This is a genomic window from Rugosibacter aromaticivorans, from assembly GCF_000934545.1.
In the GTDB taxonomy this organism is placed as follows: Bacteria; Pseudomonadota; Gammaproteobacteria; order Burkholderiales; family Rhodocyclaceae; genus Rugosibacter; species Rugosibacter aromaticivorans.
The window spans coordinates 1,824,569-1,849,060 of sequence record NZ_CP010554.1; the positions used below are offsets into that span (position 1 = coordinate 1,824,569).

31 protein-coding genes and 1 pseudogene are annotated in these 24,492 nt (G+C 52.2%); 2 read left to right on the forward strand and 30 right to left on the reverse strand.

Annotated features, from left to right (window positions below; genetic code table 11):
* Positions 1-4: 4 nt before the first annotated feature.
* From rfbH to PG1C_RS09165, 8 genes are read right to left on the reverse strand one after another with little or no spacing between them, the layout of a single operon-like run.
* Positions 5-1,621: a lipopolysaccharide biosynthesis protein RfbH gene (gene rfbH, locus PG1C_RS09130; protein ID WP_237218129.1), complete on the reverse strand. Its 1,617-nt coding sequence runs from the start codon at positions 1,619-1,621 to the stop codon at positions 5-7.
* Positions 1,608-1,835 (reverse strand): hypothetical protein, encoded by a 228-nt coding sequence (locus PG1C_RS09135; RefSeq protein ID WP_202634495.1) that lies wholly within the window; start codon positions 1,833-1,835, stop codon positions 1,608-1,610. Before PG1C_RS09135 ends, rfbH begins: the two co-directional genes overlap by 14 nt.
* Entirely contained in the window at positions 1,832-2,929 is a 1,098-nt protein-coding gene (rfbG, locus tag PG1C_RS09140; protein ID WP_237218130.1) for a CDP-glucose 4,6-dehydratase, read from the reverse strand. The genes PG1C_RS09135 and rfbG overlap by 4 nt, the downstream gene beginning before the upstream one ends.
* Positions 2,890-3,663 carry a glucose-1-phosphate cytidylyltransferase gene (rfbF, locus tag PG1C_RS09145; RefSeq protein ID WP_202634496.1) on the reverse strand — a complete coding sequence of 258 codons (774 nt, stop codon included), beginning with the start codon at positions 3,661-3,663 and terminating at the stop codon, positions 2,890-2,892. The genes rfbG and rfbF overlap by 40 nt, the downstream gene beginning before the upstream one ends.
* On the reverse strand, positions 3,660-4,997 hold the full coding sequence (locus PG1C_RS09150; protein ID WP_202634497.1) for a hypothetical protein: 1,338 nt from the start codon (positions 4,995-4,997) through the stop codon (positions 3,660-3,662). Before PG1C_RS09150 ends, rfbF begins: the two co-directional genes overlap by 4 nt.
* On the reverse strand, positions 4,994-6,103 hold the full coding sequence (locus tag PG1C_RS09155) for a DegT/DnrJ/EryC1/StrS family aminotransferase (RefSeq protein WP_202634498.1): 1,110 nt from the start codon (positions 6,101-6,103) through the stop codon (positions 4,994-4,996). The genes PG1C_RS09150 and PG1C_RS09155 overlap by 4 nt, the downstream gene beginning before the upstream one ends.
* A complete protein-coding gene (locus tag PG1C_RS09160) occupies positions 6,103-6,519 on the reverse strand; it encodes a sugar 3,4-ketoisomerase (protein ID WP_202634499.1) in 417 nt (138 codons plus the stop codon). Before PG1C_RS09160 ends, PG1C_RS09155 begins: the two co-directional genes overlap by 1 nt.
* Entirely contained in the window at positions 6,516-7,010 is a 495-nt protein-coding gene (locus PG1C_RS09165; RefSeq protein WP_237218131.1) for an acyltransferase, read from the reverse strand. Before PG1C_RS09165 ends, PG1C_RS09160 begins: the two co-directional genes overlap by 4 nt.
* Positions 7,011-7,346: 336 nt before the next feature.
* Between PG1C_RS09165 and PG1C_RS09170 the strand changes: the two genes are divergently transcribed.
* Positions 7,347-8,516: an IS4 family transposase gene (locus PG1C_RS09170; protein WP_202634501.1), complete on the forward strand. Its 1,170-nt coding sequence runs from the start codon at positions 7,347-7,349 to the stop codon at positions 8,514-8,516.
* A gap of 85 nt (positions 8,517-8,601) precedes the next feature.
* Here PG1C_RS09170 and PG1C_RS09175 read toward each other — a convergent pair whose 3' ends face one another.
* The 22 genes and pseudogenes from PG1C_RS09175 to PG1C_RS09280 all read right to left on the reverse strand — a co-directional run bounded on the left by PG1C_RS09175 (position 8,602) and on the right by PG1C_RS09280 (position 22,967).
* A complete protein-coding gene (locus tag PG1C_RS09175) occupies positions 8,602-10,179 on the reverse strand; it encodes a glycosyltransferase family 61 protein (protein ID WP_202634502.1) in 1,578 nt (525 codons plus the stop codon).
* Entirely contained in the window at positions 10,172-10,915 is a 744-nt protein-coding gene (locus tag PG1C_RS09180) for an ABC transporter ATP-binding protein (protein ID WP_202634503.1), read from the reverse strand. The genes PG1C_RS09175 and PG1C_RS09180 overlap by 8 nt, the downstream gene beginning before the upstream one ends.
* Positions 10,916-10,921: 6 nt before the next feature.
* Positions 10,922-11,716: an ABC transporter permease gene (locus PG1C_RS09185; RefSeq protein ID WP_202634504.1), complete on the reverse strand. Its 795-nt coding sequence runs from the start codon at positions 11,714-11,716 to the stop codon at positions 10,922-10,924.
* A 109-nt stretch (positions 11,717-11,825) separates the two neighbouring features.
* Complete coding sequence (cysC, locus tag PG1C_RS09190; protein ID WP_202634505.1) at positions 11,826-12,494, reverse strand: adenylyl-sulfate kinase; 669 nt, start codon at positions 12,492-12,494, stop codon at positions 11,826-11,828.
* A gap of 117 nt (positions 12,495-12,611) precedes the next feature.
* Positions 12,612-13,079 carry a hypothetical protein gene (locus PG1C_RS09195; protein ID WP_202634506.1) on the reverse strand — a complete coding sequence of 156 codons (468 nt, stop codon included), beginning with the start codon at positions 13,077-13,079 and terminating at the stop codon, positions 12,612-12,614.
* Positions 13,076-13,363, reverse strand: a complete 288-nt coding sequence (locus tag PG1C_RS09200) for a nucleotidyltransferase family protein (RefSeq protein WP_202634507.1) — start codon at positions 13,361-13,363, stop codon at positions 13,076-13,078. The genes PG1C_RS09195 and PG1C_RS09200 overlap by 4 nt, the downstream gene beginning before the upstream one ends.
* Entirely contained in the window at positions 13,354-13,713 is a 360-nt protein-coding gene (locus tag PG1C_RS15020; RefSeq protein ID WP_202634508.1) for a DUF1016 N-terminal domain-containing protein, read from the reverse strand. The genes PG1C_RS09200 and PG1C_RS15020 overlap by 10 nt, the downstream gene beginning before the upstream one ends.
* A 2-nt stretch (positions 13,714-13,715) precedes the next feature.
* A complete protein-coding gene (locus PG1C_RS09210; RefSeq protein ID WP_202634509.1) occupies positions 13,716-14,339 on the reverse strand; it encodes an ATP-binding protein in 624 nt (207 codons plus the stop codon).
* A 159-nt stretch (positions 14,340-14,498) separates the two neighbouring features.
* Complete coding sequence (locus PG1C_RS09215) at positions 14,499-14,915, reverse strand: HI0074 family nucleotidyltransferase substrate-binding subunit (RefSeq protein ID WP_202634510.1); 417 nt, start codon at positions 14,913-14,915, stop codon at positions 14,499-14,501.
* Positions 14,906-15,202, reverse strand: a complete 297-nt coding sequence (locus PG1C_RS09220) for a nucleotidyltransferase family protein (protein ID WP_202634511.1) — start codon at positions 15,200-15,202, stop codon at positions 14,906-14,908. The genes PG1C_RS09215 and PG1C_RS09220 overlap by 10 nt, the downstream gene beginning before the upstream one ends.
* The gene (cysC, locus tag PG1C_RS09225; RefSeq protein WP_202634512.1) at positions 15,171-15,680 is read right to left on the reverse strand and encodes an adenylyl-sulfate kinase; all 510 of its coding nucleotides are present in this window, start codon (positions 15,678-15,680) and stop codon (positions 15,171-15,173) included. Before cysC (PG1C_RS09225) ends, PG1C_RS09220 begins: the two co-directional genes overlap by 32 nt.
* Complete coding sequence (locus PG1C_RS09230; protein WP_202634513.1) at positions 15,677-16,210, reverse strand: hypothetical protein; 534 nt, start codon at positions 16,208-16,210, stop codon at positions 15,677-15,679. The genes cysC (PG1C_RS09225) and PG1C_RS09230 overlap by 4 nt, the downstream gene beginning before the upstream one ends.
* Positions 16,207-16,506: a nucleotidyltransferase domain-containing protein gene (locus PG1C_RS09235; protein WP_202634514.1), complete on the reverse strand. Its 300-nt coding sequence runs from the start codon at positions 16,504-16,506 to the stop codon at positions 16,207-16,209. Before PG1C_RS09235 ends, PG1C_RS09230 begins: the two co-directional genes overlap by 4 nt.
* A 360-nt stretch (positions 16,507-16,866) precedes the next feature.
* Positions 16,867-17,745, reverse strand: a complete 879-nt coding sequence (locus tag PG1C_RS09240; RefSeq protein ID WP_202634515.1) for an ABC transporter permease — start codon at positions 17,743-17,745, stop codon at positions 16,867-16,869.
* Complete coding sequence (rfbC, locus tag PG1C_RS09245) at positions 17,742-18,287, reverse strand: dTDP-4-dehydrorhamnose 3,5-epimerase (RefSeq protein ID WP_202634516.1); 546 nt, start codon at positions 18,285-18,287, stop codon at positions 17,742-17,744. The genes PG1C_RS09240 and rfbC overlap by 4 nt, the downstream gene beginning before the upstream one ends.
* A gap of 38 nt (positions 18,288-18,325) precedes the next feature.
* The gene (locus tag PG1C_RS09250; protein ID WP_202634517.1) at positions 18,326-18,673 is read right to left on the reverse strand and encodes a type II toxin-antitoxin system PemK/MazF family toxin; all 348 of its coding nucleotides are present in this window, start codon (positions 18,671-18,673) and stop codon (positions 18,326-18,328) included.
* Complete coding sequence (locus PG1C_RS09255; protein ID WP_202634518.1) at positions 18,663-18,890, reverse strand: AbrB/MazE/SpoVT family DNA-binding domain-containing protein; 228 nt, start codon at positions 18,888-18,890, stop codon at positions 18,663-18,665. Before PG1C_RS09255 ends, PG1C_RS09250 begins: the two co-directional genes overlap by 11 nt.
* A 70-nt stretch (positions 18,891-18,960) precedes the next feature.
* Positions 18,961-19,875 carry a glucose-1-phosphate thymidylyltransferase RfbA gene (rfbA, locus tag PG1C_RS09260; RefSeq protein ID WP_202634519.1) on the reverse strand — a complete coding sequence of 305 codons (915 nt, stop codon included), beginning with the start codon at positions 19,873-19,875 and terminating at the stop codon, positions 18,961-18,963.
* Positions 19,872-20,054, reverse strand: a pseudogene (locus PG1C_RS15025) (four helix bundle protein); the annotation flags it as partial. The pseudogene PG1C_RS15025 and the gene rfbA, both read right to left, overlap by 4 nt.
* 12 nt (positions 20,055-20,066) lie before the next feature.
* Positions 20,067-20,975 (reverse strand): dTDP-4-dehydrorhamnose reductase, encoded by a 909-nt coding sequence (gene rfbD, locus PG1C_RS09270; protein WP_202634520.1) that lies wholly within the window; start codon positions 20,973-20,975, stop codon positions 20,067-20,069.
* Entirely contained in the window at positions 20,972-22,099 is a 1,128-nt protein-coding gene (rfbB, locus tag PG1C_RS09275; protein WP_202634521.1) for a dTDP-glucose 4,6-dehydratase, read from the reverse strand. Before rfbB ends, rfbD begins: the two co-directional genes overlap by 4 nt.
* Before the next feature lie 226 nt (positions 22,100-22,325).
* Positions 22,326-22,967 carry a phosphatase PAP2 family protein gene (locus PG1C_RS09280; protein ID WP_202634522.1) on the reverse strand — a complete coding sequence of 214 codons (642 nt, stop codon included), beginning with the start codon at positions 22,965-22,967 and terminating at the stop codon, positions 22,326-22,328.
* Between the two features lie 130 nt (positions 22,968-23,097).
* Between PG1C_RS09280 and PG1C_RS09285 the strand changes: the two genes are divergently transcribed.
* Positions 23,098-24,492 carry an efflux RND transporter periplasmic adaptor subunit gene (locus PG1C_RS09285; RefSeq protein WP_202634523.1) on the forward strand — a complete coding sequence of 465 codons (1,395 nt, stop codon included), beginning with the start codon at positions 23,098-23,100 and terminating at the stop codon, positions 24,490-24,492.

Below are 24,492 nucleotides of genomic sequence, written 5' to 3' on the forward strand. Positions count from 1 at the left end.
CCACTCAGAAATTCACGCCAAGATAATTCTCGATCTTGCTCGCCGAAAACTCCAGCATCTCTCTCGTCAGCGAGGGTTGTACGCCAATCCAGAAGGTGTTGTTCATCACGTTATCAGTGTTGGTCAGCTCGCCACTGACGCGATAGTTGCGCCCGACCATGTAAGGCTGGCGCGTCAGATTGCCGGCAAACAGCAAGCGAGTGCCGATTTTGTTCTGATCCAGGTAGGTCAGCAGTTCCAGCCGAGTGACTGGGCAATTTTCTTTCAAGGTAATCGGAAAGCCGAACCACGAGGGGTCGGTGTGCTCGGTTGCCTCAGGCAGGCTGATAAATTCTTCGCAGTCCTTCAGACGTGCTTTCAGGAAGGCAAAGTTGTCTTTGCGGGCCTGGATAAACTGTGGCGCCTTGTCCAGTTGCGCCAAACCACAGGCGGCTTGCATGTCGGTGATTTTGAGGTTGTAGCCCAGGTGGCTGTAGGTGTATTTGTGGTCGTAACCTTCGGGCAGACCGCCCAGTTTCCAGCCAAACCGTTTGCCACAGGTGTTGTCTTTGCCGGGTGGGCAATAGCAGTCACGACCCCAGTCCCTAAAGCTTTCTGCAATCAATTTAAGCTTGGGATTATTAGTGAATACAGCACCGCCCTCGCCCATGGTGATGTGGTGCGCCGGATAAAAGCTCAAGGTGGCAATGTCGCCAAACGTGCCCACCATCTGGCCGCGATAAGTGCTGCCCAGTGCGTCGCAACAGTCTTCTATCAGCCATAGATTGTGTTTTTTGCACAGGGCGGTGACGACATCCAGGTTGAACGGGTTGCCCAAGCTGTGCGCCAGCATGATGGCTTTGGTTTTCGGGCTAATGGCGGCTTCAATCTTGCTGGCGTCGATGTTGTGGGTGAGGCGATCCACATCCACAAACACCGGCACCGCGCCAAACTGCAGGATGGGGTTGACGGTAGTAGGAAAGCCCGCCGCTACGCCGATGACTTCATCGCCCGGCTTGATGGCCCGCTCGCCCAGCTTAGGGGAAGTGAGTGTGCTGAATGCGACCAGATTAGCCGATGAGCCGGAGTTAACCGTGATCAAATACTTGACGCCGATGAAGGCGGCGAGCTTTTGCTCGAACTCGGTGTTGAAGCGGCCCGTGGTGAGCCAACCGTCAAGCGACGCTTCAACCATGTTCTTGAGCTCTTCGGCACCGATGACCTTACCGGAAGGCGGGACTGGGGTGCTGCCCGGAATGAAAACCTTTGGCTGATTGACCGATGTATAAAACTGGCCAACCTGATAGGCCACGATCATGCGCTGGGTTTTTTCCAGGGCTTTGGCGCTAATCGTGCCAATCTCCCCGCAAAAAAAACGTGGAGAAAAAACCATCTGTTTACTGACAGGGAATACGGTCGGTTTGTCGAGTTGCCCTTTCTGCAGATCATCCGGGTTGATCACGATCTGATCCTGTTCATCCCATTGCTCGATTTTTGAACTACCCGGGATGCCCATCACGTCGCCCTTGCTGTTGGGTCCGGAGGTAATCAATACAGGACGCGGCTTGGCTCCCTGGGCATCAACAAAAGGGACTTTGTAAACGTGGATTGTTCCTGGTTGGCACAGATTAGCTGCGGACATATTTTCCCCATAAGGCATCCTCTTCCGGATCGTTTTCAGTAACCGCTGAATAGGCAGCCACCATAAATGCTTCATCGGCGTTCAATATTTGGCCTGCCGGTGGGCGTACCGGAAAAACGATGACTTCAACCTGATCACCCATGTCTTGCGGCAATACCACATGGATGGTGTGATTGGCATCGGCGCGTAATGTCTGACGAAGTACGCTACTCATTGGTGTGCTCCTTTACTGTAAATGGAAATTTGTTCTAGCGTGATAGTACGCATGTCTTGCTTGGCATTAAACGCCTTGTGCCACTCGACCACTTTACCCAAACTGTAAGTAAGATTCCAAAGCGGCTCCCAGCCAAGCCTGGCGCGCACTTTGGATATATCCAGTTTAAGGTAGTTGGCTTCGTGCGGATGGGTATCACCATCTTGCTGCCAAGCCGCACCCCCTCTCCAAAGGCTGGCCAAGTGTTCAACAATCCATTGCACCGGGCGAGCATCGTCCTCTTTTGGGCCAAAGTTCCAGCCTTCGGCAAACGCTGGGCCATCGGTGTAAAGACGCTCAGCCAGGGTCAGGTATCCCGAAAGGGGTTCCAGCACATGCTGCCAGGGGCGGGTAGCGTAAGGGTTGCGAATGATGGCGGGCTGGTTGGCCTCAAAAGCCCGCAAAATATCCGGGATCAGACGATCTGCCGCCCAGTCACCGCCGCCGATGACATTGCCAGCGCGGGCGGATGCCAGGGCCACGCCCTTGTTTTGTAAGAAGGAGCGGCGGTAAGCGCTGGTGACCAGCTCGGCGCAGCCTTTGCTGTTGCTGTAGGGGTCGTGGCCGCCCATGGGCTCGTCTTCACGGTAACCCCAGACCCATTCTTTGTTTTCATAGCACTTGTCGGTGGTGACATTAACCACCGCCTTGACGCTTGGCGTGTTGCGCACCGCTTCGAGCACATGCACCGTGCCCATAACATTGGTGGCGTAGGTCTCGACGGGGTTTTGATAGGAATAACGCACCAAGGGTTGCGCGGCCATGTGAATGACAATTTCAGGATTGTGCTCGGTAAAGACGGCCTGCAATTGGGCTAAATCACGGATGTCACCGATGATGCTGGTCATGCCTTTCTCGACGTTAGCCACTTCGAACAGGCTGGGATGGGTCGGCGGTGCCAGCGCATAACCCACCACTTGCGCCCCCATGGATTGCAGCCAGAGCGACAGCCAACTGCCTTTGAAGCCCGTATGGCCGGTCAGCAAGACGCGCTTGCCCTTCCAGAATGCCGGATTCAAGACCACACCTTCCACGGCGCTTTGCCGGATTGCCACAATTCCTCCAGATGCACCTTGTCGCGCAAGGTATCCATCGGCTGCCAAAAGCCATGGTGAGGAAAAGCCGCTAAGTCACCCTCTTTGGCCAAGCGCTCCAGAGGTTCGCGCTCCCAGATCGTCTGGTCATCGGTAATGTAGTCGAGGACCTGTGGCGACAGCACAAAGAAACCACCGTTGATCATGGCCCCATCGCCCTTGGGCTTTTCCATGAAACTGTTGACCTTGTTGCCCACCAAGTCCAGCGCGCCGAAACGGCCAGGAGGAATGGTTGCAGTCAATGTGGCTTTGACGTTTTGCGCCTTGTGGAAAGCAAGTAGCTCGGTGATGTTGACGTCGCTCACGCCATCGCCATAGGTCAGGCAAAAAAGTTCCTCATCCTTGACGAAATCGGCTACCCGTTTCAAGCGGCCGCCGGTCATGGTGTCTTCGCCAGTATCCACCAAGGTCACTTTCCAGGGCTCGGCATTTTGCTGGTGCACTTTCATGCTGTTTTTGCTCATATCGAAGGTCACATCCGACATGTGCAGAAAGTAGTTGGCGAAATATTCCTTAATCACGTAACCCTTGTAGCCGCAACAAATCACGAACTCATTGATGCCGTGAGCCGAGTAGATTTTCATGATGTGCCACAGCATCGGCTTGCCGCCGATTTCTATCATCGGCTTCGGACGTGTATAGGTATCTTCGCTGATCCGGGTACCCAGGCCGCCGGCGAGAAGGACTGCTTTCATCGTTTATATCCAGATTTAAACGTAAAGTAGTGAGCAGAAACAACGATCAACATGGTTATTCCAGCAATTTTTGGAAAGTAAAAATACCTAACTTCAAAATGAGCAAACGTAAAAATTATCATGTACGCAGACAATAATGAAGCATTGAGCCAAATCAAGACCGGCCATGAAACATGGAACCGTACCTTGCGCGTAAACAACAATGCGGCAGTAGCAATCACGGCGAGAAGTAAAAGAGCGTTCCCAATATCATCCATAAATGTTGGCTGAGCACTTATTGCAGTCCAATTTTTAGTCGAAGAAAACCAGTACTTACCTATCACTTCTGATTTTAAGTGGTACCACTCTACCGGGTGTGATGCAAATGTCCTGAAAAATGATTCTTTGGCCCTAGTTCTCCCACCACAAGTACTTGGATCGATTCTGCAGACCAGATTGCCACCTCCTGCAACGACCCAGTCACCTCCAATGCTTTCAAGATATTCAGTGGACATGATGGAGTTTTCAAATACCACAGCAGATGTGAAAACCCAAGCCGGATGGTCTTGATTTACCCAATGATAGACTCGCCAAGGAAGCATCACTGCATGTGCGACCAAAAGTGTGATGGCTATCGTTTTTAATGAATATCGAAATGAACTAAGTACAACAAAGCTCCGTAGCCAAGTTATCCGGGAAAGTACCGCAAGTAGAATTCCCCAGCCCGTCAGCCCCATCAGTATGATTTCAAACTGCGAACGGAAGTAAGCGGATAGCGCCAGAAACAGGCCTGCATAAACAGCATATCGGATCGTTTTATCGATGACCGAACGAATGGCCAGCAATGAAAAAAGCAAGAAGAATCCAACCGAAAAACTCTCGCCCAAGGTGATGCCGGTTGGCTCAAGCAAGAACACACGCGAAACAGGAAATGCAAAAATCAGAAGCGGCAGACTGGCAGCCAACTTGGCATGTATCGTGCTTTTCAATAGTGTGTAAAACTGAGTCAGTACAACGGCAAACAGCAATGCAGCCAATATCTGCAAGACCAGTATGCCCTGCACATCAGTACCAAATATTTTCAGAATGGCCGCTTCAAGCAAAATGAATCCCGGGGGCCATAGATTAAAAATCCAATCATTACCACTACTTATCCAGCCATTCTCAGCAATATCTATTGCAGCTGTGGCAAAACTTGCGGGATCGCCCATCAAGCTCGTTTTAATGAGCTGCTGGAACGTTATAGCAAATACATTTGGTTGATTCGGAATATCACGCACCCATAGCGCGATGCCTAGCAAAATTAGAAAATAGATAACACCAACGCACAATGATTCATATTTGCGCAATTTCATTGATGTGTTTCCAAAGGAAACACCGTCATAACCAAGTCAGCAACTCTTTCGACTTCCTGGGCAGTTATTGCAGGCGACATCGGCAAGCTCAACACCTCCCCCGCCAACGTTTCCGCAATAGGCAAGTTATGCCTCCTAAAGTTCTGATAACAACCTTGCCGGTGCGGTGGAATGGGGTAGTGAATGACTGTTGACACCCCTTGCTGTTCCAAATGCGCCTTTAACGCATCCCGTTGTTTGCTGCGAATGACGTAAAGATGCCACACAGGTTCAGCGTATTCAGGTACAAGAGGCAGGCCAAGGTCTGCCCCCGCCAGCAGTACTGAATACCGAATTGCGATTTCTCTGCGGCGCGTGTTCCATTCATCCAGCACCGCCAATTTCACCCGCAGAAACGCCGCCTGCATTTCGTCTAGTCGGCTGTTGTAGCCAGCAAGGTCATGCTGATACTTTACCTTTGACCCATAGTTGCGTAGATGCTTGACCTTTTCAGCAATCGCATCATCGTTGGTTAGCACAGCACCACCGTCACCCAGTGCGCCCAGATTTTTACCGGGGTAAAAGCTCGTAGCTGCAGCGTGGCCTAATGAACCTGTGCGACGGCCTTTATAGCGAGCGCCTTGCGCCTGGGCAGCATCTTCGATAACGACAAGGCCATGTTTGGCAGCGATTTCATTGATCGGGTCCATGTCGGCAGGCTGGCCGTAAAGGTGCACGGGCATGATGGCCCGGGTACGGCTGGTGATAGCTGCACTAATGCGCGCTGGGTCAATATTGTGGGTATTGACGTCTGGTTCTACCGGCACCGGCGTAGCGCCACATTGAGACACCGCGAGCCAGGTGGCGATGAAGGTGTTAGAGGGAACGATCACTTCGTCGCCAGGGCCAATGCCATAAGCTCGCAACAGCAGATGAAGCGCTTCCAAACCATTGCCGACACCAATGCAGTGTTTCACTTCGCAATACTGAGCAAATTCGGCCTCGAAGGCCTCCAACTCGGGGCCCATGATGAACCAGCCTGAGTCCATGACTCGGTGGTAGGCGGCGTCAAGCGGTTCTCGAATCGACTGGTGCAGTCGACCAAGGTCAAGAAATGGAACTTGCATTAGGGGGATACCTTTTGTGCATCTCGTATGAATTCATTGTATTCGCGGTAGTAGTCCAGCTCATCGTAATAGTCCGAGGCCAGCACCATGCAGACGGCGCCTGATGAGAAGTTATCGATTTCCCGCCAGATCATTGGGCAAACATAAAGACCGTAGTAGCTGCGGTTCATATGGATGGTTTTTTTTGCATACCCGTCGTCAAGATGAATATCAAACGAACCGGACATCGCTATGATCAGTTGATGCAATGCTTTGTGAGCATGGCCGCCACGCTCTGCACCGCCGGGCACGTCATAGAGGTAATAAACACGACGAATATCGAATGGTATGTGGCGATTGGCTTCGACAAAGGTCAGGTTGCCTCTCGGGTCGTTAATGCGTGGCAGATCGACGGTTTGGCATTTGTTTAGATTCATCGTTGTTCTCCATTATCTGATCCCCAATGTTCCGTTATTGAAGACGGATAGCCGCGTATAAAGTGTTGCGTCCATGGGTAGGCGGGCTTACCCGAACCATCACGTAGCTTGATAGAGCTTGCTTTGCCAATAACACGTGCTGGAACCCCCGCAACAACCATATGCGGGGGAACATTCTTGGTAACACACGCTTGTGCTGCTACCAAGGAATGATGTCCAACTGTTACCCCTGGGAGCACAACGGATGCGGCAGCAATACTTGCATAGTCTTCTATCGTGCAGCCTATCAATACGTTACTTGGGGGGATCGGATCATTGGTAAGGACAACATAAGGTAGTATCCAAACAAAGTTGCCAATGGTAGTTTTTTTTCCGACAAAAATATTTGATTGAAACCGAACATAGTCGCCAATAGAACAATCCCCTTGGATTTCGCTTGAGGTACCGATCTGAAAACCAACACCAGCGATTGTTTTTTCTCTAACGGTCACGCGATGTCCAGTAGTCAAGCCAGCCCCAAATGTGGAGGACTCATAAAAAACTGAATGGGATCGAATTAGAGAATCATCACCTATGATTAACGGTGTGCCATCACCAAGTGGCGTCGCCATCCCTAATTCGCAGTACGAACCGATTTTTACCCTATCGCCCAGCACAACGTTTTCATTAATAATAGAAAATGCACCACTAGTGTCCGGTTAAATTGAGACGTACCGACGGCAACGCCAACAATGATAAGGGTTTCAAGCGATTCATGGGTGTCCACGATTTGAATTTCATCTTGCGCATTTGCGATCATTCCGGGTTTGGAGAGCTTGGGGTGACGTATGAACGTGGGCAAGACGCTGTTTGCGCAAGTCATGGAGTATGTGCCGTGGAAGACCTTCGGGCGCATCATCGACCGTCATGGCGGCGATGCGGGTGTGCGCACTTTGGGTTGCGCCGACCTGTTTCGCGTGATGGCATTCTCGCAATTGACGTGGCGCGAGTCTTTGCGCGACATCGAGGTCTGCCTGGCATCCAATCAATCCAAGCTGTTTCACATGGGTTTGAGCAGCATACCCGCACGATCGACTCTCTCGGATGCGCTGAATCAGCGGGACTGGCACATTTATCACGCGCTTGCGATGCGCTTGATCGTGCGAGCCAGGAACCTCTACGCCGCAGAACCAACGGGACTGGAACTCGATGCGACGGTCTACGCGCTGGACTCGACCACCATCGACTTGTGTTTGAGCCTGTTCGATTGGGCTCCGTTTCGCAGCACCAAGGCGGCGGTGAAGATGCACACGCTGCTGGACTTGCGCGGGGCGATCCCGGCCTTCATCCACATCAGCGATGGCAAGATGGGCGATGTCAAAGTGCTCGACATCTTGCCCATCGAAGCGGGTGCGTTTTACGTGATGGATCGGGGTTACGTGGACTTCGACCGGCTCTTCAAGATACATCAGGCCGGCGCGTTCTTTGTGACCCGCGCCAAACGCGGCATGGATGCCCATCGGGTTTACTCGACCAAGACCGACCGAAGCACCGGTGTGATCTGCGATCAGGCGATTCGGCTCAACGGGTTTTACGTGTCCAAGGACTACCCAGAGCATTTGCGGCGCATCCGATTCAAAGACCCCGATTCGGGCAAAACGTTGGTGTTTCTGACCAACAACACAACGTTGCCGCCGTTGACCATTGCCGCGCTGTACAAGAGCCGCTGGCAGGTAGAGCTGTTCTTCAAATGGATCAAGCAACACCTGCGCATCAAGCGCTTTCTGGGAACCAGCGAGAACGCGGTGAAGACGCAAATCTGGTGCGCCGTTTCCACCTACGTGCTGATCGCTATCGTCAAGAAAGAGCTCCATCTCAATGCCTCGCTCTACACTTTGTTACAGATATTGTCGGTCTCGATTTTCGAGAAAACCCATATTTCATGCGCCTTGCAGCCAGACACTACTGGAGTCATTGCGCCATTACCCAATAACCAAATGATTCTATTTGATTTTTAACCGGACACTAGTGAAAATGCACCTACTTCAACGCTGTCGCCGAGTTTAGCGCCTGGCGATACAAAAGAAGAAGGATGTATCAATGTCATTTTGACTTCCATGACTTTATTAGCTCGTCAATATTTTTGACGTCAACGGAAAAATCCGCATGAATTCCGAGGTGATGGTTTTCTATTATGTTTCCGAGCACGTAAGAAACATTGATCTGCACCGGAGCCAGCATATTTAGCCAATATCTATAAATCATATTTTCATGCCTCGCCATGATAATCGTTATACGCGTACCTGGCTTGGAGAAAATAGCATTAGATAAGGCTGCCCCTGTAGGGGAAACAATTTCTTTGGCGGCTCTGAAAAGCTGCACCTGTTGCAAAAACGTAAGCTTTTCAGGTTCAACGACGACGTAACCCTTGGAAACCAATAGCGCTTCCAACTCTGCCACATTCGTCACTTTTCTCGCGCCCGAGTTGCGGCGCAGATATATCTTTTCTGGCCAGCCCTGCTCTGCTAGTTCTTCTACAAAAGAAGAAACTTGCTTGCGGATTAACTCGAAGGCGGCTGGGCTGAATATGCCATGCGAATGGCCTGAGCGTTTGTTGTTTCGCCGCTCGAACGGAACGTAGCCTGCGACTGATGGGAGGTAAAGCGAATCGACCAGAAGCGCTCTGCCGATGGGTAGCGTAATAATTTCCCGTTCTGGCCCCGCCATCAGGCACAACGATTCCATGATATTTTTATGGAGCCCTTCGTTGACTACGATTGGAATGTTCTTGAATTGCTCTTCAGCACAAAACACTGCGATGCGAGGCAGCACTTCTGTCAGCCAGTGGGCATAGTTGGATGCGCAAGCATCAACAAAAGCCGCAGCGGCCGGAATGCGTTCCGGCACTTCATCATGCAACAGCCAGCGAATGCGGTGTTTTCTGGCGTCAATCAGATTACGCCCATGGAGCTCTTCGCTAGTGTAGTCACGCTCGAAGTCGTACAAGTCGTGGCAGATGACTCCGTCTTTTGTCAACGTAAGATTGGTTCCGCCGTAAATCATTCCGTCGCTGATCGTAGCGACATAGATAGGCGGAAAGTTATAGCTGTCGTGTGACGACGACAAGTACGCTTGATCGTGAGCAGGAAAAACCTTGGGCGGTGGTGTTTCAACCAGCGCGGTATCCGTCACCTTAGTCGTCGGGATACCCTTTGTTTTTGCATACTCGCTTAGTTTGATCAGTGGACGCCAGCGCCTGGCATTTTTGTTACGAAAATGAGGTGCAATGTGATTTACATACAAAGGATAACCATTGCGCCAACTCCAGATGATCAGCTCTCGCACAAAGGGAATCTGCTTGAGATGTTCAAGGTAAAACTGGCCTACCGCTGTTGCTTTTAGCCGGGCAACAATATCCTGCGATTTGCCCTGCGGCTTTTCAACCTGACGGATAGTCAGACGGCTGAAATCGGTCACGCCCTCCTTAGGTGGCCAAACCGGCAAAAATGACGCTGGCTCCTGCGCCTTGCTGTGGCGTAACAGTTCAGATTGCTGGAGAATAGCCATGATCTGCTCCAACAATTGTTCGTGACGTGCTGCATCAGCGCGCAACGTGCGAATAATATCGAGCACGTTGGACGATGTAACTTCGGCGGAGGGTGGGGTAATGTTGTTATTCATTTTTTCTGCCCGCCAGATAACGCTCGACGATTTCGTCCGGGGATCCATCGGCCACCAGCTTGCCGTGATCCAGCCAGATGACACGGTTGCAGAGCGACTTGATTAACAGCGGGTCGTGTGAAACCATGATCATGATGTTGGCCTTATTAATCAAGGCCTGCATTCTGGCCTTGGCCTTGCTCATGAAGGTGGCATCGCCTCCGGCGAAGATCTCATCTAGCACCAGGATGTCGGGATGCATGGCTGTCGCAAGAGAGAATGCCAGCCGCATGTACATGCCTGTGGAGTAATACTTGACGGGAGTATCGATGAATTCTTCTAATTCGGCGAAGGCAATGACTTCTGGTTCGATTTCTTTCAGTTGCTGCTTGCTATAGCCAAGAATGGAGCCGTTCAGGTAAATATTTTCACGTCCAGTGAACTCCGGGTGAAAGCCGGCACCAATTTCCAGCAACGGCGCGATGCGCCCATTAACTGAAATTTTTCCATCGGATGATTCATAAACTCGGCACAAAGCCTTGAGTAAGGTGCTTTTACCTGCGCCGTTGTGGCCAATAATGCCAAGCCGATCACCCGCTTTAATTTCAAAAGAAACATCCTTAACCGCCCAAAAGTCAGAATAGGCAGTTTGCCCATTTCGCTTGAAAAAATTAGCAAAATAGTCTTTTAATGATGGCGACCGGTCATGGTAGATACGGAACTTGATTGACAGGTTTTCAACGCGGATGCTTGACATGTCTGCTCACAGTCTGAAAACGATTTTTTTCTGTTGGCGGAGAAAAACAAATAAGCCAATTGCCATAGCAGAAAAGGAAATCACGGTCGCTTGCAAAATGATGCCAATGCCCGGCAAGACGGCTTGAGAAAGCGGCGCTCGAAAGAGCTCAATAAACGGTACGACCGGGTTCAAGCCAACCAGCCAGCCGACTTTACCCGCTAACGCATTATGCTTGTACAGGATGGGTGTTAAAAAGAACAGGCCTTGCATAGCGATGAGGATAACGTGCTGAAGATCACGGAAGAAGACTGTGGCGATGGACATGATCAAACCTATCCCCAAAGCGAAAAAAAACAATAGCAGAAAGGCTACAGGTATGAATAATACCGCCCAGGACAGCGAGCCACCGATGGTGAGAATGATGACAAATAGCGCCAGAAATGAAAGCCCACTGTCTATCAACAGCGCAAAAGCAATGCTGAGTGGGAAAATCGCCTTGGGCAGGTAGATTTTCTTGATCAGCCCTTCGTTATTAATGAAGGATGTGCCGGATTGGGTGACCACCGAACTAAAAAAATTCCAGGGGATCATCCCGGCGAAAAGAAAAACTGCAAAGGTTTTCAAGTCCGCCTTGAATAACGTGGCAAACACCAAGGCCATGACAGACATCATCAACAATGGGTTGATAAGTGTCCATAAGTAGCCTAGAGCAGTACGCCGGTAACGCAATATCAATTGCTGGGAAACCAGTTGCGACAGCACATTGCGGCTGCCATATAACTCAAATAGAAATGTGCTGACTTTGGTATTCGTATTCATTACAGCACATTTAATTGACAGCAATTAACGCTCAAAAAAGAAACCATGCTCATTATCAAACACTTTGGGTCAATGACGAAAACTTCGCAAATATTAGTGGGAATGCACTTCATTGGCTTATTAGCGTTGAATTAATAGTTAGTAGTGGATGTACAGGAGTGAGAATATCGCGCTGTATGAGCTCACCAATCACCTGCTGCACGCAAGCATCCAATTTTTCTGTACCACTATTTACGATGATCTCGGGGGTTTCTGGTGCTTCGTAAGGTGCGGAGACGCCAGTAAACTCGGCAATCTCACCAGCACGGGCTTTTTTGTAGAGCCCTTTTATATCACGTGTTTCGCAAATCTCGATGGGAGTATTGCAATAGATTTCGATGAAGTCGCCCGTTTTAACCATGCCGCGCACGCGCTCGCGGTCGGCACGGCAGGGCGAGATAAAGGCGGTGAGCACAATTACCCCTGTTTCCATAAAGAGCTTGGCCATTTCGCCGATGCGTCGAATGTTTTCTTGCCGGTCTTGCGCTGAAAAACCCAAGTCACCACACAAGCCGTGGCGCACGTTGTCTCCATCCAGCACAAAAGTTCTGCAACCGCACTGGTGCAGCGATTCTTCTACCGCATGGGCTAGCGTTGATTTGCCCGACCCGGATAACCCCGTAAACCAGATGATCGCCCCGCGGTGCCCGTTTTGCGCCTCACGCCGCGCACGGGTGACGGTGGCGTGGTGCCAAACGATGTTGGTGGCGACGGGTTGGGGCTTTAGATCAGGGGGCATAGTGGAGAGATGGCTCGCAGGGGTATTCGAACTGCTTTAGTCGATCTCGCGGGGCGTCGTAAATTTGGTGGCACTTGCTGAGGTTTTAAGGCTGATGGCGAATTGTAATATCGCTGCTCATGCTGGTTTAACGCCATAGGTATCGGCACAGAAAGTGAGTAAGCGTTGGTAATGGTCAAATAATTCAGGCGTCGCTCGAAGCATTTCCAAAAAGAATTTTGCGAGCCGCTCGGCGTCTTCTTCGTATTCGTGATTAATGGCGTTTCTGATTTCGCGGATGAGTTTCCAGCGTTCGGCTGTTTCGATTATCCCCAGTTTTTCCATGAAAGCGAGAACAGCACCGAAGCGTTCCGCTTCAATTTCTTCTTCAATGGCAATCGCTCGCATTGTTTTACCCAAGTGCTCTTGAAATTCGCTGAAGCGAACACGGAAGGCTGCAAGGATTTCGTGTTGCTCGGGACTTAAATCCTGCCAGTTTGTGCTTGGCAAAATCTGGCGAGCTCGTTGTGCCGAGTATTCCAGGTATTTGTGCATTTGTTGCAAATGCGTCAGTTGTTTTGCCAGCAGGCGCAAATGCTCTGTCATAACCTAACCCCCTGCGTTTTTGCCAGGTTGTAAATGGGTTTGTCTTTGCCAGGTTCTTTTACGACCAGATCGACGGATAAATCCAGACTGTCTTCAAGCGCGATTTTGCAACGCAATTCAGTCATTAACGTCGCTGGGTGTGTGGCTTCGATATACAGGTCGACATCGCCACCGCGCTTTGCATCATCCACGCGTGATCCAAAAAGCCAAACCAAGGCATTTTCACCAAAACTTTGGCTAGTCGCTTTGCGGATTGTGTCTATTTGGGCTTTGGTTAGTCGCATTGGTTTAATTTTAGCGGGCTTGGGTGATGAGTGGGGAGTTCATTGTCTAAATGCAAAATGTTGCGGTAGTGGGTCCAGCTCAATTCGGTACGCACTGCGTTCCAAATCGGAAAGCCCTGAAAAAATGCCCTCATGTGACGCTGATTTCTCTCGTCAAAACTTTTGCCACATTCGGCCGTTAGCGATTGCCAGCTTGGGGGGGGTAGGATAGTGCCATACGTGGCTCTATCTTTGCCTTGCTGCTCAAATTCCACAATATGCCGGCCAATTTCCCAGCAGGTGCGGACTTGTATGGCATCCACGGCCCGCAGCGCTTGTTTGCGGGCGGATTCAGGCATTTTAGGAGGCATGGTTATTTGTCAATCTTTTGTACTTGCCAGTGGCCGCCTTTGTTCGGACCAACTCTAATCAGCCACCCTTCGCGTTTAAGCTTAGCGATTTGCTTTTCAATAGCGCGTGGCGTCACCCCAAACAGTTGAGCCAGTTCTTTTGCCGTCACATGCGGCTTGCGGGCTATCAGGTCAAGAATTTCTACCGAACTTTCTACCGAACTTTCTACCGAACTTTCTATCGAACTTTCTACCGAACTTTCTATCGCAACTGCTGCCAATCCGCCTTTTTGTTGCGGCTCGCCATGGCTGCCAATCTGCTTGAAAGTTAGGTCTACGCCAGCACCTATTTCCCTGATTTCCAGGCTTACCTCTGGGTAGTCTCGCAGCGCTTTACGTATACGAATGAAGCCGCTGCCATATTTTTCGATATTGTTGGTCAGGTAAAAGGCTTCGGCTATCAATTTGTTGCGCAGGCTTGATTTGTAGTTATCGGTTTGAATGTCGGCTACGCTGATGCCGCCGTAAAAGATGCCGGGGCTAAAGACGGTAATGCTATCGTCAAAAATCTTGATCTGGATATCGTTGGGGTTGGTGTAACTGCGATGAACCACGGCATTGAGCAGTGCTTCGCGCAGGGCAGGCAATGGCTAACCCACATCAACATGCTCAGTTAAGACTGCCTGCACAGATTTAACATCTGGGGGTGATAAATGTCCGATAGCCTTCAAAACCAGGTTTTTAGTTGGGGGGCTGAGCCGAAACCAATCTCCAATGTTGTTTGATCATGAGGCGGCGCATAATGCTTACCTTCCTGAAATCAATTGCGCGCTGATCCGTTCGAAAAGCGCGGCATAACCGGGAAGACGCGCAAGGATGTTGTTAAACGTTTCTGTATCGTAAATATGGCTGAGGCGATTTCTGTCGTCCACTGCCGCAAGTAGCAGCAAGTAATCGTCCTCCGACGCATATCCCGCCAGGTAGTATGCTTTGATAATCTTTTTTGGGGATGCTTCATCCATCCCTTCTTTTTCTTTGAGGAAGAATTTGATCGCCTTCCAGCACAATTCAGTGGTGTATTCAAACTTTTGCGCGCGACCATTTTGCATGCCATCCACGAGTCGCTCGTCCCCAAGTTTTTGTTTGAGCTCTGCCAACCCCAGTCGTGCGAGAAATGTAAAAGTATTCGTTGCCTCTTGAAATGTTTTGATTCTTATATCCATGGCATTGCCTCCTGTTTCACACGTTCGGTAAAATGACCCATCATCTGTTGTGTGGTAATAATATCCACTTTGAAAGGAACAAAAGATTCGTCAAGCTGATCGGTCATTTCGGCAATCACTTTAGGGGGAATATCGCCATCAATCCATAAGTCGTAGTCTGAGTTCCATCGGTTATCACGGCGTGAACGCGACCCATAAAGATATACCCGGGACTGCGACGGTAAACGCTCTTTGAGCAGCTTGCGGATATATGCTTCAGATTGATTGATGAGTTCTTGTCGGTTCATGGTAATCACACGGTGGTTCATATTTTTCGTTTTTTATTGGCAGATGCACGGTTTGTTGTTTCTCCGATGACCTGCTGCGCACGCGTTCACGGTAGGCGCGGTAAGGTGAGAAGAAGGCGGTGAACACGATCACCCCCGCCTCCATGAAAAGTTTAGCCACTTCGCCGATGCGCCGTATGTTTTCCCGGCGGTCTTTAGCTGAAAAACCCAGGTCGCCACAGAGTCCGTGGCGCACATTGTCGCCATCCAGGACAGAAGTTGTACAGCCGCGCTGACGTAGAGATTCTTCAACAGCATGCGCCAGCGTAGATTTGCCAGATCCGGACAATCCGGTAAGCCAGATGATTGCACCGCGGTGGCCGTTTTGCGCTTCACGCCGCATACGGGTAACGGTGGCGTGGTGCCAGACGACGTTGGTTGATGTCGGTGGGAGTAAAGAGAGCGAAGCGAGGAACCGGTGATGGGTCTTGTCGCTCATTTTGAGGCCTGTTCTGGCAGAGTCAGCTCCTCAGGCAAGCTTTCTTTTTTATGTCCCATTCGTATCATTGCATCCTGGCGCACACGATTGAATGTTTCCATCAGCATCAAGCTGTATTCTTTTGCCAGCGCCAAATCCTCGGCAAATTTCGCAGGGTCGCTCATGTATTCATGCACCAGGCGGTTGCGCAGATTGCGCATTTCAAGCCAACGCTCGGTGCTGGCAAGCACGCCTAACCGCTCAGCGCGATTGAGTGTTTCGATTTGACTGCCGGGCACTTCAGCGAGCGCAAGCAGCCAGCGTGGAAATAATTTATCCGCCATCGTATCTTGCATTCTGCCAAATCGGGACACGAAGGCTTCCAGCTGCTCGGCACAGCCAGGGTTTTGATCCAGTCTGGTTATCCACTTGACATCAATCGTTTGTCTGAACAGGCTGCCCCAACTATAGGACAGATGCTTTGCTTCTTTCGCAACAATCTCTAATGTCTGCAGAAAACGTGCTGCTGGCAAACTCAAGGTCGGATTCATAATCTTATTCCAGTCAGGGATGCTTGCTCGTGTATCGATTGCCGGGGGGTTGAAGGGTCAAGCACCAGCACATCAATAGGCTGGTCGCCGATGCGTAATTGAAGCCTGGCGATCAGTTGCATCGTTTTACGTTCAACCTCTGCCGTGATAGACGGCAGCTCAACGAGCAGATCAATATCGCCGCCCCGTGCGGCATCGTTCACCCTTGATCCGAAAAGTTTTACCTCGGCATCGACACCAAAAATCTCTTGGACAGTATCCCGGATAATTTGCTGTGTTTTTTGAGAGAGTCGCATCGTTTAGTTATTCGCCAAGCGAAGATCGCACTGTGCAATGTCCGCAAGGGTGTCTTGTCCAGTTAAAGCAACAAACTGCTTGAGCCGGTCGCGCGGTGCATTGTCGCGGTGCATTGTAATGGGTCCAACTCAATTCGTGACGCAGCACGTCACGAATTGGAAACACCAGGTAAAAAAAGTCGCATACAGCGCAAGTTGGAGGCATCAAACCCCCGTCCGAACTCGGCAGTTAGCGGCCAACGGGGATAAATTGGGCACCATACGCAGCCCTATTCTGGCCTTGCTGCTCGAATTCCACAATATGTGCCGTCTGATTTCCCAGTAAGTGGGCACCTGTATGGAATCCACTGGAGAGTGGGTTTAGAGGACATCGGCAAACCCTTTTCTGGTTTTTTGAAACCAGGCGTAGCCTGCCCAGGCAATGGTGGCGGCAGCCAAGGTGTAGATTCCCAATCCGATCCAGTTCGGCAAATGCCCCCAGATCAAGACTTCTCTCGCTTGCTCGATGATGAAGGTCAGCGGGTTGGCCATGATGAACGGGCGGAATCTTTCCGGCACGGCGGTTACCGGGTAAAAGACGGGGGAAAGGAACGTCAATACGGTGGTAATGATCCCGATGGTTTGTCCAACGTCGCGCATAAATACGCCTAGAGATGCCAGCATCCAGGCAAGACCCATGGTGAGGATGACGAGCGGCAGCAGTACCAAGGGGGTAAAAACCGCAGTCCAGTGCAAATAGCCGTTAAAGAGGGCAAAGGCAGCCAGCAGTACGCCAAGGCTGACAAGGCTGTGGAAGAGCGCTGCCCCCATGGCAATGACGGGCAGTATTTCAAGCGGAAACACCACTTTTTTGACGTAATTGATGTTGGAAAGAATCAGGCTGGGGGCGCGGTTGAGCACCTCGCTAAACAGGCTCAGCACGATCATGCCGACAAACAGCACCACGGCGAATTGTGTTTTGCTGTCGTCACCACCCACGCCACCCCAACGGGATTTGAATATCTCGGAAAAGACAAAGGTATACACCACCAGCATGAATACTGGGTTGAGGAAAGACCAGGCCAGCCCCATGCTTGAGCCTTTGTAGCGGCCGACCACTTCGCGCTTGGTCATTTGCACGATGAGCTGGCGGTTGCGCCAGAGGCTTTTGCCCAGTGCCGCGAGGGATATGGGCTGGGCAGCGTGGGGGTTGGTTCCGGCCTGGTTAGTGGTTAGCGGAGAATGGGAAGTGGAGGTCATGCGAAGTGCTCTGCTTCTGCCAATGGTTTGGCTTGTTGATCTTTTGCGGACAGGATGGGTGCGCCCAGGAGTGGCCATTGGATATTGATCGCCGGGTCGTTCCAGATGATGCTGCGCTCGAATTCCGGCGCCCAGTAGTCGGTGGTTTTGTAGAGAAACTCTGCGGTTTCCGATAGCACCACAAAACCATGGGCAAAGCCTTCCGGCACCCAAAACATGCGTTTGTTTTCGGCGGAAAGTTCCATACCAACGTGCTGCCCGAAGGTGGGGGAGGATTTGCGTATATCCACGGCTACATCAAAGACAGCGCCCTGCACTACGCGCATCAGCTTGCCTTGGGGTTGTTGAATTTGGTAGTGCAAGCCACGCAACACATTTTTGACTGAGCGGCTGTGGTTGTCTTGCACGAAATCGACGTCGCGCCCGGTAATCTCGGCGAATTGGCGGCGGTTGAAACTTTCAAAAAAGAAGCCGCGATCATCACCAAACACTTTGGGTTCGATGAGGAGGACTTCGGGGATAGTGGTGGGGGTGCAGTGCATTGAGGGAGGTGGTAAGTGGTGAGTGGGGGAATTGCTGACTAAATGGTGCTGGCAACATCAAGGTATTCAGTTAAGACGGCCTGCACTGACTGTACATCTTGAGGTAATAAATGTCCTACAGTTTTCAAAATCAGGTGGTTATCTAAAGTAAACAGTTTTAACCGAACACGGCATGGCACTTTAAGTCCGGCTTCTTGCCAGTGGTTTATTACAACATCACTAGGCCAAACCGTTTTAGTGGCAGTGGTGATCATGGCTAATACCATATGATCGTGATTTAGATTAAAACGGTCATTCGATATTACCAAGGCCGGGCGTCGCTTGGATGCTTCACGATCAGTGAATGGAAAAGGAACGGCAACGACATCAAATGCATTAAAGGTCACGCCAGGCTTCCTCATCCTGAGGGGAATTCCATTCCGACAGTGTTTCTTGCAGTGCAGCCAGCTCGGTATCAACGCTTGACTCAATACGCTTGATGGTGATCCGGTTGTTGCTATCTAATTCAAAAGCCAGCATATCGCCTTCCCTAATGTGTGCCGCTTCTCTGATTCTTCTGGGGATGGTTGCCTGGCCTTTAGCTGTCACGCGGGCAAATTCCATAGCATTCTCCATTAATGACTACAAGTAGGAATTTACTACTTTACTACTATTGGAAAGTGATATGCACAAATTAAGGCTGAAACCCCTCTTTGAGCAACCGGTAGAGGTATTGCCCATAGCCGTTTTTGGCGAGTGGCTGCGCCAGTTTTTCGAGTTGTTCGGTAGTGATGAAGCCGTTACGCCAGGCGATTTCTTCCGGGCAGGCCACTTTCAAGCCTTGCCGGTGTTCGATGGTCTCGATGAAATTGCTGGCTTCGATCAGGCTCTCATGCGTGCCAGTGTCAAGCCAGGCGTAGCCCCGGCCCATGATTTCCACATCGAGCTGGCCGCGCTCAAGGTAAATGCGGTTCAGGTCGGTAATTTCCAGTTCGCCCCGCGCCGATGGCTTGAGCCTTGCGGCAATATCGGCGACTTGATTGTCATAAAAATACAGACCGGTAACGGCATAGTTGCTCCTGGGGTTGACGGGCTTTTCTTCCAGGCTGGTGGCGCGACCTTGGGCGTCAAAGGTGACCACGCCGTAACGCTCGGGGTCTTGCACGTGATAGGCGAAGACGGTAGCACCTTGGCTGCGCCGCATGGCTTGTTCAAGCTGGGTGTGCAGGTCGTGGCCATAGAAGATGTTGTCGCCCAGCACCAGGGCACTTGGGGCGTTGCCGATGAAGTCTTTGCCGATGATAAAGGCTTGCGCCAGACCACCCGGGTTGGGTTGTACGGCGTATTGCAGGTTGAGACCCCACTCGCTGCCATCGCCAAGCAGTTGCTCAAAACGCGGGGTGTCTTGCGGGGTTGAGATAATGAGAATGTCGCGTATCCCCGCCAGCATGAGCGTGCTGAGCGGGTAGTAGATCATTGGCTTGTCGTAAATAGGCAGCAATTGCTTGGAGATGGCTTTGGTCAACGGGTAGAGCCGTGTGCCGGAGCCACCGGCCAGGATGAGGCCTTTTCTAGTGAGTGGGGAGTGGGGAGTGGGGAGTGGGTTCATGGGGTGTTCAACCTTTTGTGCAATCCTGTTGGTAACTTGCCGACGCGGTCTGCTCGTTCAAATGCTGCGCGGTCGGCGACAATAAAACCTGGCATAACCACCAGTTGCAGTTGGGTTTCCAGTTCTGCCAGTGCGCCGCGTGCGATACCGATGAAGTACAGATATTCTTTTGCGCCATGTCTGCCCGCGCCCTACACCCACTCACTACGCACCAGAATCTCCGACAACATGCGGGTGATGCCGCTTTGCCAGTGTGGTAGATGCAGGCCGAAGGCGTGTTGCAGTTTGCGGGTGTCCAGGCGCGAGTTTTTTGGGCGCAGGGCGGGCAAAGGAAACGCGCTGGTTAGCACGGGCTGGATGGCCTCTGGCGCAACCTTGATGTCGAGTCCGGCTTGGCGGGCAAAATCAATGACGAAGCTGGCGTAGCCGTGCCAGGAGGTCTCGCCCCCTGCTACCAGGTGATACAGGCCGCTGACATCAGGATTTTGTAAAGCCGCGCGAATAGCATGAGCGGTTACGTCCGCCAGCAAATCGGCACCGGTGGGCGCACCGATTTGGTCATTGATGACGGTGAGGCGATCTCGTTCCTGGGCCAGCCGCAGCATGGTTTTGGCAAAGTTGCCGCCACGCGTGGCATAAACCCAACTGGTGCGAAAAATGAAATGCGGGCAGCCCGTGGCACGGATGGCTTCTTCGCCTGCGAGCTTGGTGCGGCCATAAACACTCAAGGGGCCAGCGGGGTCGGTTTCCCGCCAGGGCGTGTTGCCCCTGCCCTCAAAGACATAATCGGTTGAGTAATGCACCAGCCAGATACCCAAGCGCTTTGCTTCTTGGGCCAGAACGCCGGGGGCCAGTGCATTGATGGTGTGCGCGAGTTCCGGCTCACTTTCGGCTTTATCAACAGCGGTATGCGCTGCGGCATTGACGATGATGTCCGGGGTAACCGTACGAACAGTTTGGGCAATGCCTTCCAGATTGGTAAAGTCGCCACATAGCTCCTGGCTGGCAGCATCCAGTGCCACCAACTCGCCCAGCGGGGCAAGGCTGCGTTGCAACTCCCAACCGACCTGGCCATTTTTGCCGAACAGGAGAATTTTCATGCAGTGGTTTTTTCAGCGGGGCCGCTGTAGTTTTTTTCTACCCATTCACGGTAGGCGCCGGATTGAACATTGGCTACCCATTGGGGGTTTTCCAGATACCACTGAACGGTTTTGCGGATGCCGGTAGCAAAGGTTTCGGCGGGCTTCCAGCCCAGCTCACGGGCGATCTTGCTGGCGTCGATGGCGTAGCGGCGATCGTGGCCGGGGCGGTCTTTCACGAAGGTGATTAGAGCGCGGTAAGTGGGGGGTGGGGTCATGTCTTTCCCACTGTCTACCCGCCACTCCCTGCTTACCAGTTTCAAGGGACGCAGCTCGTCGAGGATGTCGCAAACGGTGTGGACGATGTCAATGTTGGGCTTTTCGTTCCAGCCGCCGATGTTGTACACCTCGCCTACCCTGCCCGCTTCGAGCACGCGGCGGATGGCGCTGCAATGATCTTTGACGTAGAGCCAGTCGCGAATTTGCTGGCCATCGCCATACACGGGCAGCGGCTTGCCCGCGAGCGCATTGACGATCACCAGCGGGATGAGCTTTTCCGGGAAGTGATACGGGCCGTAATTGTTGGAGCAATTGGTGGTGAGCACGGGCAGCCCGTAGGTGTGGTGGTAGGCACGCACCAAATGATCGCCAGCGGCTTTGCTGGCTGAATAGGGGCTGTTGGGCTCGTAGCGATGGGCTTCGGTAAAGGCAGGGGCATCCTTGGCAAGCGAGCCATACACTTCGTCGGTCGAGACATGCAGCAAGCGGAAATCAGCTTTAGCCTCCCCTTCCAGACTGTTCCAGTAGGTACGCGCTGCGTCCAGCAAGCGGAAGGTGCCCACAATGTTGGTCTGGATAAACGCTTCCGGGCCATGAATGCTGCGGTCCACATGGCTTTCAGCGGCGAAATGGACGATGGCGCGGGGGCGGTAGCGCGTGAGCAGCTGGCTCACGCGATCCGTATCGCTGATGTCGCCTTGAATAAAAATATGGCGTTCATCTCCGGCAAGGGATGCCAAGGTTTCGCGATTGCCAGCGTAGGTGAGTTTGTCGAGGTTGATGACCGGCTCATCGATAGCGCCGAGCCAGTCCAAAACGAAGTTGCCGCCAATAAATCCAGCACCACCAGTGACAAAAATACTCAAAAATCCATCTCCATGAAAAAACCCGACAACGCACTAGTCGGCTGTTTGCTTGGCTAGGCTGCAGGGGCTAAGCCAGCTAAGCAGCGACTTAACCCTACACTTATTGCAGTGTATCGCAGTAATCATAACAGTCGAGAACGTGTTTGTTTAATGTCCGCCAAGGCAAGCGTCGGGGCAATCATCTGAAACAGTTAATGGATAGCTTGGCACAATTACACAATGCAAGTCACGTGGCGGGTCGCATCAACTCATGGCGGGTATAGGGTTTGTCATGTCTTGATAAAAACAGCGCCAACCGGGTTTCGTAGTAGTGCGTCGGGAGGTAGGTCGCAGTGGTCGTGTCAAAGACAAACATCAGCACAGCCAGGGCCATTAGTGCAAACCGGGGAGGTTTAAGTCGCTCATGAAGCGCATGCACCGCTACACCACTGACCACCAGGCCGACCAACCAACCAGAGACGACCTCGCTCTGGCTGTGCGCCCCGAGAACAACGCGCGAAACACCGACAGCCACTGCGAGCAGAAGACCCAAGCCAGCGCCGGCAAATCGGAAGCGCAAAGGCCGCCATGTGATCAGCCAGTGGAACAGCACCGGCAGAACAGCCGTTGCAAATAAAGTGTGCCCGCTGATGCCCGTAAAGTTAAGCGATGCGATACCGAGCCCCCACCCGATAAATGCAATCTTCGTAGCAAGGCAGATCAGGATCGCCAAGGTCAGTGCCAATAACCAAAGACCGACAGCCGCCTTCTGCTGGCACTGCCACAGTCCCGCTACTGTAATAATCACTGTGGGGATCAGCAGACTCGCCGAACCCAAATGGGTAACGATCTGCCAGGCGTTAGTTGTTTGCTGAAGCGCTTCAGGCATGTTCATAACAAAATAAGTAACGGGAATACCACATAAACGCCACTGACAATGCAACATTGTAAGCCACCCCCTGACACCACGCTTTACATTTCCTTATAGGCGGCCAGAGCGAATCGACTAGAATTCTTCAATGAAAACGCTCACTCGTTTCTCCCGTCCGCGCCTCATCGCGCTTGCCCTGATCATCCTCGCTGCCATCACTTATGCCGCCTGGCATTTTTTTGCTGCTGGCGGCGAGGCGCTGAAATTCAAGCAGGCCAGGGTTGAAGCAGGGCCGATCACGTCCGCTGTGTCGGCTACAGGCACGCTTAACCCGGTGGTCTCGGTGCAGGTTGGCTCGCAGGTTTCCGGTCAGATAAAAGAAATTCTGGTGGATTTCAATTCGCCGGTGAAGGCTGGCCAGTTGATCGCCCGTCTCGATCCGGAAACCTATCGCCAGCGAGTGATTCAGGCTCAGGCGGACACAGAAGCTGCACGGGCTAACCTGGCCATGCAGCAGGCGGATGTCCTCCGCGTGCAGGCGAATCTGACCGATGCCCAACGCGATTACGCGCGCAAAAAGTTGCTGGTGGAAAAGAAATTCATTTCGCCAGCCGATCTTGACAAGGCGCAAACCACGTTCGATGCGGCGGTGGCGGCGCTGCGGGTTGCCCAAGCCCAGGCGCTCAGCGGCGCAGCGCAAGTGCGTCAGCGTCAGGCTTTGCTGGCCCAGGCGCAGGTTGATCTCGGTCGCACCGAAATTCGCTCGCCGGTGGATGGCGTAGTGGTCAAACGCAGTGTGGACACGGGGCAAACTGTTGCCGCCAGCCTTCAGGCGCCGGAGCTTTTCATCATTGCCAAAAGTCTGACCGACATGCAGGTGGAAACTTCCGTTGATGAGGCGGACGTTGGCCGCATTCAGCCAGGCCAGAGCGTGAGCTTTACCGTCGACGCGTTTCCCGGGCAGCATTTTGCGGGACAGGTTACGCAAGTGCGCAAGGCAGCGTCCATTGTCTCCAATGTCGTGAGCTACACCGTCGTTGTTTCCGCCGCTAATCCCGATCTTATTTTGCTGCCTGGCATGACAGCCAATGTACGCATTATCACGGCACACAAGGATAACGTGCTCAAAGTGCCCAATGCCGCGCTACGCTTCCGCCCGCCTACGACGGGTGATGAAAAGGGCGAAGAAAAGAGCATCCCCGCCGCCCGTGGTGACTCGTCTCGCACCGTCCCCCAAGGGGACTTGCCACGTGGCGTGTCACCAGCGCCGACTTTTCGTCGAGGGGAAGACAGCAGCAATGGCAGCCGCCCGACAGCGGACTCAAGTCCGAAAGCGGATTCAAATCTATGGGTGCTGGATAAAGACGGCAAGCCCAGTGCCGTCGCAGTGCGCCTCGGCCTCACCGAGGGCAGCATGACGGAAATTATTGTCAGTCCTCCTGCGGATAATGGGAGGATCAAGGCAGGCAGCGAAGTCATCATCGGGCTGCAAAACGCGTCACGCGGCAAATCCGCAGGCGCGCCCGGCCCGCGCATGTTTTAA